Annotated in this window: 10 protein-coding genes; 8 read left to right on the plus strand and 2 right to left on the minus strand. The window is 40.9% G+C overall.

Annotation, left to right across the window (positions count from 1 at the left end):
- Nucleotides 1-38 precede the first annotated feature (38 nt).
- From AC504W_RS20490 to AC504W_RS20520, 7 genes are all read left to right on the plus strand, one after another.
- Nucleotides 39-1,511, plus strand: coding sequence for a c-type cytochrome (locus tag AC504W_RS20490; RefSeq protein ID WP_494874066.1), 1,473 nt, complete (start codon nucleotides 39-41; stop codon nucleotides 1,509-1,511).
- Nucleotides 1,512-1,528: 17 nt separating this feature from the next.
- Nucleotides 1,529-1,960, plus strand: coding sequence for a hypothetical protein (locus AC504W_RS20495; RefSeq protein WP_494874067.1), 432 nt, complete (start codon nucleotides 1,529-1,531; stop codon nucleotides 1,958-1,960).
- 26 nt (nucleotides 1,961-1,986) lie between these two features.
- Nucleotides 1,987-3,420: a c-type cytochrome gene (locus tag AC504W_RS20500; protein WP_494874068.1), complete on the plus strand. Its 1,434-nt coding sequence runs from the start codon at nucleotides 1,987-1,989 to the stop codon at nucleotides 3,418-3,420.
- A 51-nt stretch (nucleotides 3,421-3,471) separates the two neighbouring features.
- Nucleotides 3,472-4,530 (plus strand): hypothetical protein, encoded by a 1,059-nt coding sequence (locus AC504W_RS20505; RefSeq protein WP_494874069.1) that lies wholly within the window; start codon nucleotides 3,472-3,474, stop codon nucleotides 4,528-4,530.
- Between the two features lie 152 nt (nucleotides 4,531-4,682).
- A complete protein-coding gene (locus AC504W_RS20510; protein ID WP_494874070.1) occupies nucleotides 4,683-6,323 on the plus strand; it encodes a lipoxygenase family protein in 1,641 nt (546 codons plus the stop codon).
- 97 nt (nucleotides 6,324-6,420) lie between these two features.
- On the plus strand, nucleotides 6,421-6,726 hold the full coding sequence (locus AC504W_RS20515) for a putative quinol monooxygenase (RefSeq protein WP_494874071.1): 306 nt from the start codon (nucleotides 6,421-6,423) through the stop codon (nucleotides 6,724-6,726).
- A gap of 111 nt (nucleotides 6,727-6,837) precedes the next feature.
- Entirely contained in the window at nucleotides 6,838-7,908 is a 1,071-nt protein-coding gene (locus AC504W_RS20520) for a saccharopine dehydrogenase family protein (RefSeq protein WP_494874072.1), read from the plus strand.
- A gap of 70 nt (nucleotides 7,909-7,978) precedes the next feature.
- Here the strand turns inward: AC504W_RS20520 and AC504W_RS20525 are convergent, their stop codons facing one another.
- A complete protein-coding gene (locus AC504W_RS20525; protein WP_494874073.1) occupies nucleotides 7,979-10,708 on the minus strand; it encodes a CHAT domain-containing protein in 2,730 nt (909 codons plus the stop codon).
- A 441-nt stretch (nucleotides 10,709-11,149) separates the two neighbouring features.
- Between AC504W_RS20525 and AC504W_RS20530 the strand changes: the two genes are divergently transcribed.
- Complete coding sequence (locus AC504W_RS20530) at nucleotides 11,150-13,399, plus strand: DUF1796 family putative cysteine peptidase (protein WP_494874074.1); 2,250 nt, start codon at nucleotides 11,150-11,152, stop codon at nucleotides 13,397-13,399.
- A gap of 178 nt (nucleotides 13,400-13,577) precedes the next feature.
- Here AC504W_RS20530 and AC504W_RS20535 read toward each other — a convergent pair whose 3' ends face one another.
- Nucleotides 13,578-13,793 carry a hypothetical protein gene (locus AC504W_RS20535; protein WP_494874075.1) on the minus strand — a complete coding sequence of 72 codons (216 nt, stop codon included), beginning with the start codon at nucleotides 13,791-13,793 and terminating at the stop codon, nucleotides 13,578-13,580.
- Nucleotides 13,794-13,890: the final 97 nt, after the last annotated feature.

Raw genomic sequence — 13,890 nt, forward strand, 5'->3', positions numbered from 1 at the left:
CATTGACTCTTGACTATTAACCAGAGAGTGACTTTGTAATGACTCAAACAAGCCCTACGCTAGTTCCCAGCGTTGTTAAGGGAACTAAAGCGGTTTTCAAGTGGGTTTTGGGTGCAATTGTGGGAGTTATCGCAGTAATTGTATTTCTGATTTGGCCTGCTATTTCTAACTCCCCAGTTGATTACGCCGATATCCAAGACCATTTTAAATACGGTTCTATTGGTAGTGAAGAAGTAAATGGCGTTCCGTATTGGATATGGAAAGTTCTGCCAGAATTATTTCCTGATAAATTGCCCGATAAAGGTTATACTTCCTTGGGCTTTATTCAAGAGCCGGGAAAGGATTTACCGATTGGGTTTTCGCAACGGCGGGTAATTATTAACCGTGTTGGTTTGAATTGTGCTGTCTGTCATACAGGTACACTGCGCGATACAGAAAATAGCGATCGCCAAATCAAGACAGCAATGCCGGCTAATGTAGTAAACTTGCAGGGATACATCAAATTCCTATCCGAAGTTGCTATAGATCCGCGCTTTACAGCCAACCGGATGCTCCCAGAAATTGAAAAGATTAGTGGCGGTATTAACCCAATTGAAAAATTAGTTTATCGCTTTATTGCCATTCCTCAAACGCGCGACGCACTAATTAATCAAAGAAGTCGCCTGTCCTTCATCTATCAGCAACCAGATTGGGGGCCAGGTAGAGTAGATACATTCAATCCTTATAAAGCAATTCAATTTCATTTCCCAATGGATCAATTGCGTGAGGATGAATTAATTGGCACATCAGATTTCCCCTCCGTTTGGAATCAAAAACCGCGCAAAGGAATGGAATTACACTGGGATGGGAATAACGAATCTGTTGACGAACGAAACAAAAGTGCTGCTTTAGGTGCAGGAGTTACACCCACCACAATCGATTTAGATCGAATTCAACGAGTAGCTGATTGGTTGTGGACATTACCACCACCAAAATATCCCTACGAAGTTAATCAAAATTTAGCAGCTACCGGAGAAACACTATTTACCAATAATTGTGCTAGTTGCCACGCCTTTGGCGGAAAATATACAGGTAAAGTTGTTCCTATTCAAGAAATTGGTACAGACCCCCATCGTCTCAATTCCTTTACCTACCAAACCCTATCTAACCAAAATACTTTGTATGCAGGTTATCCTTGGCGGTTTAATCATTTCCGCAAAACGAATGGCTACGCCAATGCACCACTAGATGGTATTTGGTTACGTGGCCCTTATTTGCATAATGGCTCAGTTCCCACATTACGAGATTTGCTGGAAAAACCAGAGAATCGACCCAAAGAATTTTATCGGGGTTATGACGTAATTGATCGGGAAAAAGTCGGGTTTGTGTCAACTGTTGCCCAAGAAAATGGCAAACAATATTTTAAATTTGATACGACTAAACCTGGAAACAGTAATAGTGGTCATGTATATGGAGTAGAACTCTCACCAGCAGAAAAAGATGCTTTGGTGGAGTACATGAAACAACTGTAATTAGGAGCCTAAAAAAAATGAATAATTATGCAAAATGGTTTAGCCGTGTAACTTGGCTGGGCATTATTGTGAATCTGGTTTTTGTCATTGCCTCGTGCTTTTTTCCAGAGTTAATGTTGTGGTTTTTAAAGATGCACCAACCCGACCCAATTATTTGGGTGAGAACGGCAGGAATGCTGTTATTTATCATTAGTGCATTTTACATTCCCGGAGCCATAGACCCTTATAGATATCAGGCAACTGCTTGGATTTCTATCTTTCCTTCCAGAGCCTTTGGTTCGACATTTTTTATTTGTGCCGTGTTCTTTTTTGGGCAAGATAAAGGCTTTTTATCTATTGCCTTTGTTGACTTATTTTTTGGTGTAATAGAAGCAATTTTATTAACTCTAGCTTTGCGGAGTGGAAATGCTGAGGCGATCGCCAAAGAACCAGTCAAACAATTCTCCTGATTTCTACCAAGGAGCAATGTAATGTTATGAAAATTTTCAAAGAGAAATTAGGCAGAATTCTCGTCAGCATTGCTTTAGTTTTTGTGTTGTTAGTCGGGGGAGTAGGCTACACAGCTTGGTATCATTTATTTCGGGATGTACCGCTGACCTACAAATCTCCGGAAGAACATTTTAAATATGGTTCCATTGGTACAGAAGCAGCCCAAGGGATACCTTATTGGATTTGGTTAGTACTTCCCCGCATCTTTCCCGATAAACTACCAGGGCCAGGCGGTTACACTTCTTTAGGAATTACCTGGGAAGAAGGCAAAGAAACCCCAATTGGTTTTACTAAAAAAACCATTGGTTTTCCCCGCGTAGGCATTACTTGTGCGGTATGTCATACGGCTACCTATAGAACTAGTCCCTTAGAAAAACCTCATATTTTTCCCGCTGGGCCTTCTAACAAATTCAACTCCCAAGCTTATGTGCGCTTTTTGGGTGCAGCCGCCAGCGACCCCAGATTTACCGCAGACTATATCCTGGATGAAATCAAATATAATCATGAGTTTTCTTGGGTAGAAAACTTACTTTATCGCTTTTTGATTATTCCCCAAACTAAAAAAGCCCTACTGCAACAAAGCGCCGACTTCGCCTGGATGGATTCTCGTCCCAACTGGGGGGCTGGTCGGATTGATCCCTTTAACCCAGTCAAATTCAACACTTTAAAACTGCCCAAAGATGACACTATCGGTAACTCTGATATGATGCCAATTTGGAATCAGGCGTTACACAAGGGATTTGCTTTGCATTGGGATGGTTTAGAAACTTCTCTCAAAGAAACTGTACAAACAGGCGCAATTGGGGACGGTGCAACTAAAGATTCTTTACCTGTAGCTGATTTGCAACGAGTAGAAGACTATATCAGCACACTTTCACCACCCAAATATCCCTTTGCAATTGATCAGAAATTGGTGAATAAAGGGAGTCAAATTTTTGCTAATACCTGTGCATCTTGTCACGCCTTTGGTGGTGAAAGAACAGGTACAGTTATACCTGTAGACGAAGTAGGAACAGACCGCCATCGTCTAGATATGTGGACACAACAGGCCGCCGACACCTACAACCACTTTGGTGACGGTTATCCTTGGGACTTTAGCCAACTACGGAAAACTAACGGCTATGTGGCTGTATCTCTGGATGGGCTGTGGATTAGAGCGCCATATTTGCATAATGGTTCCGTTCCATCTCTGCAAGATTTGTTAGAAAAACCAGAGAATCGTCCCCAAACCTTTTATCGGGGTTACGATGTTTACGATTCGCAAAAAATTGGCTTTATTTCCGCAGGAGAAGAAGCTAAACGTGTAGGTTTTAAATATGATACGACCGTTGCTGCCAATTCCAATCAGGGACATGTTTATGGTACTGATTTGCCCAGTGACGATAAAAAAGCACTGATTGAGTACTTAAAAACTTTGTAGACCTGAGCCGCATCGTCGTTTCGCCAAAACTTGCAGAAAAGGGGTGTTGTAATGGCTACAGACTACGTTTTGTTTATTCATGGCGTGACTATCCGCAACCCGAACTACGCTGATGAACTGTTTCAACGGTTAGCGCAAAGTGCGAGCGATCGCAATTTTCAAAACATCCCTTTTTACTGGGGTGATATCAATCAACAACCAGAAACTAAACTACTGGGACAACTCAGAAGTTCATCCGATTGGAATCAGATGTGGTTCCACAACATTCGGGAACAGCAAATTCTTCCTTTTACTGGAGATGCTGCACTTTATATCAGCCGTTATGTAGGCGCAAAAATCGTTCGCAAACTCAAAAAGCAGGTGGCTGACAGTGGACTGCTGAACGCCAAACCCGATGATCGACTGCATATAGTTACCCACAGTTGGGGAACAGTCATGTTATTTGACATTTTGTTTGCCAGTCGGTGGGAAAATAAAGATGCACCCGCCCATGATGATGTGATGGCTATTCGGGATGCCATTTTTGGCGTAGAAGGGGAAAACCGCGATCGCTATGAAGGAATTAAAATTGCCAGTATTCACACAATGGGTTCACCTGTAGCCATTTTTAGTTTGACCGATGTCAAATCAGATCAAGATGAGACAGGTGCAAGCAGTAGTCACGACATTACACCCAACCTCCAAACATTCGTAGGTCAAAATGAGACAGGTGCAAGCAGTAGCCACGACATTACACCCAAACTCCAGACATTATTAAAATCTCTGCAAGAACAAGCAAGCCCAAGAGAAAAACTACCTTGGTGGAACTATATTCATCCTGCTGATCCCATCGCCTACCCACTGCAAAAAATGATGACAGATTTAGTGGATGGTTACACTGAATACTTGGATATCCAAGATACTATCACCCACAGCACAGGATGGTTAGGCTGGTTAGAAAATCTCATTGCACAAACTCCACTTGCACAAACCAATTTACCTTTACTGCTGTCTCTGCTACCTGATAATCCACATGGTAGCTATTGGCACAATGATGACGTTATTCAAAAAATCATTCACGTTGTGAAAAACAAGACTCCCAAAGCTAATTCACTTTCTCGTTCTGTTTAAGTGTAACTCTTGTGGTGCATGCAAGATGCCTGCACAAGTTCAGTAGATTGGGTAGAGGAACAAAACCCAACATCATCAAAACTTTGTTAGATTTCGTTATCGCTACCATTCTATGAACTGAGTAATTATAAATTCCCTACTCAAAAATCATCATGAAACCATATTTACCCCAGGTAGATCCTAATCCTAACATCCGCAAAGATGAGCTAGTCAAAAACCAAACAGATTATAAATTTAATCACAATTATCTAGCTCCTATTCCCGTTATAGATAAAGTTCCTCACCAAGAATTATTTTCCGCAGAATATACGGCTAAACGCCTCGCTAGTATGGCAAATTTAGCACCAAATATGCTGGCTGCCAAAGCGAGAAATTTCCTTGACCCTTTAGATGAATTAGAAGAATACGAAGAACTATTAACGCTGCTACCTAAACCAGCAGTGATGAACAATTATAAAACAGACTCATGTTTTGCCGAGCAAAGATTATCAGGTGCGAACCCTTTAGCTATTCGGAGAATTGATAGTTTACCAGAAAGGCTTGGAATAACAAACGCCCATTTTCAAAAATCTTTCGGGACAGAAAGTAGTTTAGAAGCGGCTCTCAAAGAAGGTAAACTTTATCTATTAGACTATCCCACACTCTTTGATATTAAAGGTGGTACTTCTCAAAACCTGAGAAAGTATTTACCTAAGCCTCAAGCTTTATTTTACTGGCAGAGCAACGGTGTACCAAATGGTGGTTCCTTGCGTCCAGTGGCGATTAAATTAAATAATGATGCTGGGACAGATGGATTGATTTACACTCCTGATGACCCTTATCTAGATTGGTTTTTAGCAAAAACCTCTGTGCAGATTGCTGACGGAAACCATCAAGAATTAGGTAGTCATTTTGCTTATACTCATGCAGTTATGGCACCTTTTTGCATTGCGACAGCGCGTCAATTAGCCGCAAATCATCCTATTGCTGTGTTATTGAAACCGCACTTCCGGTTCATGTTATTTGATAACGATTTAGGACGCACTCACTTTTTACAGCCAGGTGGGCCAGTCGATGAATTTATGGCTGGTTCTTTGCAAGAGTCTTTAACTTTTGTAGCTAAAACTTACGACGAATGGAGTGTCGAGAAATTTGTCTTCCCGACATTAATGAAAAATCAAAACATGGATGATCCAGAAATATTACCGCATTTTCCCTTCCGAGATGATGGAATATTAATTTGGGATGCCATTCAAAAATTTGTTACAGACTATCTGCAACTTTATTACCAAACTTCCCAAGATTTGAGCGAAGATTATGAATTACAAAATTGGGCAAGGGAATTAGTTGCTCAAGATGGTGGTCGTGTTAAAGGAATGCCAGAAAAAATTGAAACTATAGACCAATTAATTCAAATTATTACGGTTGTAGTTTTCACTTGCGCTCCTTTCCACTCAGCTTTAAATTTCTCTCAGTACGAGTATATGGCTTTCGTACCGAATATGCCTTATGCAGCTTATCATCCAACGCCAGAAAAAAAGGGCGTGGATATGCAAACTATTATGAAGATATTACCACCTTTCAAGCAAGCTGCTGATCAAGTAATGTGGACACATATCTTAACATCTTACCACCACGACAAATTGGGGTATTACGATGAAGAATTTGCTGACCCATTGGCACAGGAATTAGTGGTGCAATTCCAACAGAATTTGCATGATATAGAACGAAAAATTGATATTAGAAATCAAACTCGTCCTATACCTTATAATTACCTCAAACCTTCGCAAATTATTAACAGTATCAATACTTGATAGGGAGTAAAAAGTAAAAAGTAAAAAATAATTTTGCCTTTTTACTTTTAATTTTTTACTTGATTAATCTTGCATCTATCCACACAGGAGAATCTATATGTCAGATCCGAAAGTCACAGTCACTGCTCGTCTAAAAGTAAAACCGGGTTTAGAAGATAGGTTGAGAGAAGAGTTTGAGCCTGTGATTGCGCTCACTCGTAGCGAAGATGGATGTATTAATTATGATTTACATCAATCCATTGAAGACCCATCTTTGTTTTTGCTACACGAAAATTGGGCTAGTCAAGCAATTTTGGATCTGCATTTACAACAGCCGTATATTCGGGCGCTTGGAGCTAAAGCAGAAGAGTTTTTGGTAGAACCGCCAGAAGTTAAGTTATGGCAACAGATTGTTAATAATTAAATCAAGTTAAGGTTAGATCCCCCCTAGCCCCCCTTTTAAGGGGGGAATTTGAATGTTTATTGCTCATAGCTGCAAAAGGGGGATTTGTGAGTATTTAATTTGGAAATAACTATGACCGCAAAGGTGTTATTGTATGGTGCGACTGGCTATGCAGGGAAATTGATAGCGGAAACTGCAAAAAGTCAGGGTGTAGATTTAATTTTGGCAGGACGCAATCAAAGTGCATTAATGTCAGAGGCTAAAAAGTTAAACTTTGAATTTCGCGTTTTTAGTTTGGATGATTTTCAGGCGATCGCACAATCTCTCCAAGATGTTACAGTTGTCCTGAATTGTGCAGGGCCTTTTGCCAAAACTGCCAAATCACTGGTTGATGTCTGCTTGCAAACTCAAACCCATTATTTAGATATCGCTGGGGAAGTTCCTGAATTTCAAGCTTTAGCCGCACGGAACACGGAAGCGAAAAATGCCGGAATCATGCTACTTCCTGGTGTCGGGTTTGGTGTCGTTCCGACAGATTGTCTTGCAGTTTATCTTAAATCTCAGTTACCAACCGCCGACACTCTCACATTAATCTATGAAACTGAAGGCGGTGTTTCTCAAGGAACTGCTAATACTGTTTTGCCCAGCTTACATGAAATGGGTGTAGTCAGAACTGAAGGTAAATTGATTCCGGCTCGACCAGCCGAGAAAAAACGTCAAGTTGATTTTGGTGCTGGTGTTGTCACAGCGGTAACTAACCCCTGGCGTGCTGATATTGTCACTGCATTTCACAGCACTGGAATTCCGAATATTGAAACTTACACAGTTTTTCCCAACCCTGTAAGTTTCCTCATGGAAAGCAGCCAGTATTTAGGCTGGTTATTTAGCTCATCACTGTTTCAAAGCACCTTAGCTAATTTGATTAAAAAATTACCCCCAGGGCCAAGTGAAGCAGAACGCGCTAAAGGTAAAGTCGGAGTTGTCGGTATTGCGGAAGATAAATCTGGTCGTCAAGTCACAGCGACACTCATCGGCCCGGAAGCATACAATTTTACGGCTTTATCTGCTGTAGTAGTTCTCCAACACATCATCAAAGGTGAAGTAAGGCCAGGATTTCAAACCCCAGCTAATGTTTACGGCGCTGATTTAGTATTAGAAATACCAGGAGTTCAGAGATTTAGCAGTACACCTGTAGTTGTTTAATTGGCTTGGCATAAACTTGTCTCACGCAGAAGCGCAGAAATGCACAGAGGGTAAGAAGTTCTATTTCTTTTTACATCCATTCACCTTGTAAAGTGAAAGCTGCCCAGTAATAAGGTGCAACATATTTTTGAGTGCGCCAAATTTCTAGTTGTGCTTTCCTTAAAGCTGCCGCAGGTGTTAATCCAGTTTTTAGCATATTCTTGTAAAAAGCCTTCATCAATTCTGATGTTGCTTGATCATCAACACTCCACATACTTACCACCACTCGTGGGCTACCTGCATACATAAACCCTCTGGTTAACCCGACTAAACCTTCACCTTTTACTTCTTCTCCTAGTCCGGTTTGACAGGCGCTGAGAACTACTAATTCTGCTTTGAGGTTGAGGTTGAAGACATCGCGCAAGCGTAAAAAGCCATTCTGTGGCATTCCCTGAGGATCAAATAGCGATAATACTACTCCTGATAATTCTGGATGTTTGCTATTGAGAATGCCATGAGTAGCAAAATGGATTATCCGATATTGACTCAAATTTTCGCTGCTTGCTGTTGTTCGACTAGCGTGAAAATCCACAGCTTCCTTGCGTTGATTAACAGGTACAAGAGCCAGAATTTGCTCGGCTTCTTGGCGTGTAAAGCGTAGACGCTCAAAGTTAATATCTGAGTCTGCGGCTGATTTGCTTAAAGCCAAGCTGTCTAAATTGCTTTCTAGCACAGGTGAGTGCGATACTTGTGCTTTATTTTGCAAACGCTCATCATTCCGATTAAAAATAGGATCTGCCAACACAACTAATGTTTTAGGTGGAGATTTGCGTTCTTTGTGTTCACTTCTGAGGATAGCTAATGTTGATGCTGATGGAAGAGTAATAATTTCATGGTTGAGGAGTAATGGTTCATATTTATTACTATTACCCGTTGTGAGAGAAGCAAATGGTACATATTGCAAAGCGCCATCGCTGACGATCGCTAAACGTTGTTTTTGCAATTTTTGGGCGACTGGTGCAAGTATGATTTTAGATAGAGCATCTATAGATTGACTATGCTTTAAATAAGGCATAGTGATTTCTTGACGGAATTTCTGCACAATCGTTTCAATATCTGCTCGCTTGGGTAATTCGTAACTGCTAATACTTTTATTGGTAACTAACCACAAGTAACTGCGCTTTTTCCCCAGAGAATATTCTAAAAGCAAGGTGTTATCGTCCAGGACTTGCTGTTGAATTTGCGCGAGTGCGAGAGGTTGGGGTTGAGTTAGTGCAGCATAACGGGGACTGGTAGCCCGAATTTGTGCCTGGATTTGTTGATATGCTTCTAAAAGTGCTTCATTTTCTTGATCTAAAGCTTGTACCTGTTCTTCAATGTAATTACCTTGTAACAGTTGGATGCGGCGTTTTTCTAAAGCATCAAGTTGTTGCTGCAACTTGCGTTCTTGAACAAGTAATTTTGGCTCTACACCTTGACGAATATCAGTGTTGGCTTCACTCAGCAGTTCCAAAAGACTACGGGCGCGGGAACGTTCGCTGGTTTCTAGTGCTAAAGCCGCATATCCTTGTTCTGGGTGCTGTTTGTGCAATTGCATCAACACATCAATGTAGAACTGATAATAATTTTGTACTGTGGCAAAATATGAGGTGCGGAGTTCTTGAGAGTCAATTTTGCTGCGAAGGTCTTCAACAATTTTGATCACTTTCTCTATCTCCGTCAGGGCTGTATTCAATTCTCCTTGGTCATATTTAACAGTGGCGACGTTATAGATAGTATGAGCTTCTCTAGATTTGTCCCGTAATTGTTGATAGATAGGGAGAGATTGGTTGTAATAATCCAGCGCCTTTTGCTGTTCTCCTAACTGGAAATAAACTTCACCAATGTTATTTAGAGTAATTGCTTGTCCTAATTTATACCCCACTTGTTGAAATATGGGCAGAGATTGATTGTAATAATTGAGCGCTGTTTGTTGTTCGCCTAACTCAGAGTAGATTTTGCCGATATTACTGATAGCAATGGCGTTATCGGCTTTGTCTCCCCCTTGTTGAAATAGTGGTAGAGATTGGTTCAAGTAATCAAGCGCTTTTTGCTTTTCTCCTAAGTCAGAGTAGGTTTTGCCAATACTATTTAGGGTACTGGCGATCGCAGCTTTATTTCCTACTTGTTGTTTGAGAATCAAAGATTGGTTGTAATAATCTAATGCTTTTTGCTGTTCACCTAAAAAACTGTAAACAGTACCGATATTACCTAAAGTTATGGCTTGACCTGCTTTATCTTTTACCAATTGTCTCAGGGGTAGAGATTGGTTGTAATAATCCAGCGCTTTTTGCTTTTCCCCTAATTCTGAATAAATTTTGCCAATGTTATTGAGGAGTGTGGCTTCCCCAGCTTTGTTGCCGATATTTTGCTCTATGCCTAGAGATTGCTGGTAATATTCTAGTGCTTTGTATTTGTCTCCGAAATTGGAGTGAACTTTGCCAATGTAAGCGAGAGTAACGGCTTCTGAAGCGCGATCGCCTGCTTGACGATATAATACCAATGCTTGTTCAAATTTAGCGATCGCCTGTAGTAAATATTCTGATCTGCCTTCCTGATTTCCGCGCTGATATAATTCTTTTCCTTGCCCATATACTTGTTGAGCATTAGCACGAGTCACATTCGGCACATTTGTTTGGGCAATATTTACCGGATACTGTACCGCAGTTGTAGAACTTGCTGCTGAAAGCCACAAAACATTAGTCAAAATAATGATTGTCCAACCCGCTATAAATGGAAGAAATTGCCATTTTATCAAGCCACGTATCTTCCACCTAGCCATAAAATCACCTTTATTCTCTAAATAAATTGCCTAATTTTAGAATTCCCAAAAGTGAGCTAAAAAATTCAGGGCTAATTTCATGTTGGTGCAAAGGAGATAATTATTAATTGATTAACTAAAATTTAAGCTTTGGTAATCATTATTAAGAAAATTTTAAAAATACAATTTAAACTGCTTTTAAATTTATCTAGGATAAAATAAGGCAGTCCATATCAATAATTTATGCAGCCAAAATAGGATTATTTCTAACGTAAAATTTTGAATTTCAGGAACCAATACAAGGCTAATAAACATCTCCAAAAATGATGCAAGGGCGTAGGCTCCGCCTATTCGCCCCTAATTTTGGGAATACAAACTTTAAATGTAGTATGTGATACTGTCAAAACATCTCAGAATTTAGCTTACTCTGTAGCATTTTATTCTTAAATCAATAAAAAATCTATGTATCGATTCCAGGTTAGTGCATATACACAAACTGGTGAATCCATTGCTCTGGTTGGTTCTACTTCCGAGTTGGGATTGTGGGATATTACTAGATGTATTCACCTCCACACCAGTGCCGATCGCTATCCTTTATGGTGGACAGACGAAATTGATATTCAGCCATCTAAAGAATCAGGCGATGGACAGAGAGTGGAATATAAATATGTCCGTTTTGATGCCAAAAGTTGGGGTGAATGGGAAGGTTTTGGGTTCAATCGTTGGTTGCCGATTAATCATCAGCATTCAGGTACTATTGTTGTGGATGATGGGGCGTTCGGTTATTTGCAGCCTTATCCCTTTGGCTATACTGAGCAGCCAACTCCGGTTAAACAAAGTTTGGGAGAAGACAATTTAAAGATCGTCGTCATTGGTAGTTCTGTCGCCTTGGGTCATAAAGCCTGGCTGTTAGACGGTTGGGTTGGACAACTAGAGCAAGCTTTACAGCAAAAATATGACCACAGAGTAGTCAATGTTTCCGAGGTGGGAGCCAATGTAAGCAGAACTATCGCCCGCTTTGGCTCAGTAGTGACACCAGAACAACCAGATGTTGTCATTATTGCCCTGTCGCTCGGTAACGAAGGATTAGCTTATTGTTCTCCTCACGAACGGCGAGCAATCCAAAGGCGGTTTGAAAGCGGGTTGCAGCAGTTGGTCAAAATGACGCGTCAACTAGGAGCGCGGCCGATTTTGGGAAGTGTCTATCCCAATGGTGATTATTCTCCTGAGCATTACTGGCTATTAAAAGAAACACACAATCGGATGTTAAATTGGGGTGTGCCGATTTTGGATTGGTTGGCAGTGTTAGATAATGGTCAGGGAGGCTGGCGTGATGGTATATCTTTCGATCCGGCGCATCCCAACACCATTGGTCATCACTTGATGTATGAGGCGATTAACCTGCAATTATTTGATATCGACAAAGCCGAATTAGCCACAGAAAACCAACATTTTTGGCAACCGAACGAAATCCCCATTTATCTTGATAATGCAGGCTTTTATGTTTGTGCTTGTATTGCAGAGAAGGGTTTACGAATCAGCAATCCATCAAAATACAGTTACACCATTGCACCTTATTGGCAAGAAATCCAAACTGTATTGCAAAATAAAGCCGGATTGCTCCCAGGTATTTACATTGCTAAAAATCCCCAGATAGGAACACTCCCCTTCTTTGCAGTACAGGAAGATGGCGCGATCGCCACAGCCGTAGAAATACTCCCTGGTGCTGATGTCGAATATACTGCATCATTCAATCTCTTTGCGCCGAACAACTCCCAAGTTTTGTTCTATGATGGACATTTAGGAATTTTGCAAAAAGATGAACACCACGTCTGGGTAATCAACGAATCAGACCACGAATACAATATCCATCCCATGTGGAAAGAGGTGCGAAACGCCCTCAAAGCAATGCCAGCGGGTGTTTATGAAGACCCACTGCATCCTGAAATTCCTTTCCGTACAATGATGATTGGCAATCAGGGACTAGAAAGTCGGGTGAAACTCCCACCACAATCTGCGGTGTTATTTCAATATCAATGTAAATTATCAGACATTAGTCGAGTAGCAATTGTCCCATTAGGCGATCGCTGTGCTGTGCGAATGATGCTGTATAAAATGGAATATGACGGCCCGGCTTTTCCCTTTGACCTTACCCGCACTACCAAGATTGCAGACATCGCAGATATCATCGAAAATCGTTTTGATGATATGTGGAACTCCAACTTCCTGCATTACAATCCAGAAGCAGGGAGAATTTACCACAGCAAATGGTCTGGTTTATCCTTTGCCCATGAAGTTGAAGAAACAGACGACCCTGTAAACGATATGTCTCCTGTACATGAACGGATGCGAGTGCGCTATACAGCACGTTCCCAAAGATTTTGGTACACAATTGAAAATTGCGATGAGGTGCTTTTCGTTCGGACTGGGATAGGCGATCGCGGTGGCGTGATAGATTTGCTGAATAAACTAGAAAAACAATGCCAAGGTAAACCATTTCAACTTTTGCTGCTTTCCCCCCAAAACTCTGACGAATTTTTAGACATCCCAAATGTGCTGCATTACAATGTCGAGTTTAATCCTGATCGTATGTATGATGACTTAGAACACTGGATGTACTGCACAGAGATTATGCGCGGAATTCTAGAATCTTTGGGTATTTCCAGCAAAAACCTGTTTTGGTGTCCCCCCAACGTACCCATTAAAGGATAAAAACTCTTGAGACCTTTTTAAATTTTGGATTTTGAATCTTCAATCCAAAATCCAAAATTTAAAATCTAAAATTCGGTCATTAGTCATTTGTCCCTGGTCAATACAAATGACTAATGACAACCTTTACGATTCTGTGATTTAGACGTGTTTTAGTTTAATACAGTAGCAAGCACATCAATTAATACCTGACATAGCGACCAGCAACCCAACGCCGACCGCGCGGTGTTCTTTCCCAGTGCGCGGGAACCCATCTCTGGCGCACAACTTTACGTACAACCACAGGTCGATGGTTATCACGTTTGATAATAACCTGTGCGGCTGATGCTTGAGTTTGCACAGCAAATATTGAAAGTGGTAGAGCTAGTAAGGTTCCAGCAAGGATGCGTTTCATCATATTCAAATCTCCTGGAGTTTCTTATTGCTAAGTTAGCTACAGCCTCCCTCAAGAATTCGTCAATTACACCCGTTAGCTAACCAGAGAAAATACTTTT

Source organism: Nostoc sp. C96 (genome assembly GCF_059384975.1).

What these genes read in the sequence shown, in the direction of transcription:
- AC504W_RS20490 (WP_494874066.1), top strand. Translation starts at nt 39, where the DNA reads ATGACTCAAACAAGCCCTACGCTAGTTCCCAGCGTTGTTAAGGGAACT.
- AC504W_RS20510 (WP_494874070.1), top strand. Translation starts at nt 4,683, where the DNA reads ATGAAACCATATTTACCCCAGGTAGATCCTAATCCTAACATCCGCAAA.
- AC504W_RS20520 (WP_494874072.1), top strand. Translation starts at nt 6,838, where the DNA reads ATGACCGCAAAGGTGTTATTGTATGGTGCGACTGGCTATGCAGGGAAA.
- AC504W_RS20515 (WP_494874071.1), top strand. Translation starts at nt 6,421, where the DNA reads ATGTCAGATCCGAAAGTCACAGTCACTGCTCGTCTAAAAGTAAAACCG.
- AC504W_RS20505 (WP_494874069.1), top strand. Translation starts at nt 3,472, where the DNA reads ATGGCTACAGACTACGTTTTGTTTATTCATGGCGTGACTATCCGCAAC.
- AC504W_RS20500 (WP_494874068.1), top strand. Translation starts at nt 1,987, where the DNA reads ATGAAAATTTTCAAAGAGAAATTAGGCAGAATTCTCGTCAGCATTGCT.
- AC504W_RS20525 (WP_494874073.1), bottom strand. Translation starts at nt 10,708, where the DNA reads ATGGCTAGGTGGAAGATACGTGGCTTGATAAAATGGCAATTTCTTCCA.
- AC504W_RS20530 (WP_494874074.1), top strand. Translation starts at nt 11,150, where the DNA reads ATGTATCGATTCCAGGTTAGTGCATATACACAAACTGGTGAATCCATT.
- AC504W_RS20495 (WP_494874067.1), top strand. Translation starts at nt 1,529, where the DNA reads ATGAATAATTATGCAAAATGGTTTAGCCGTGTAACTTGGCTGGGCATT.
- AC504W_RS20535 (WP_494874075.1), bottom strand. Translation starts at nt 13,793, where the DNA reads ATGATGAAACGCATCCTTGCTGGAACCTTACTAGCTCTACCACTTTCA.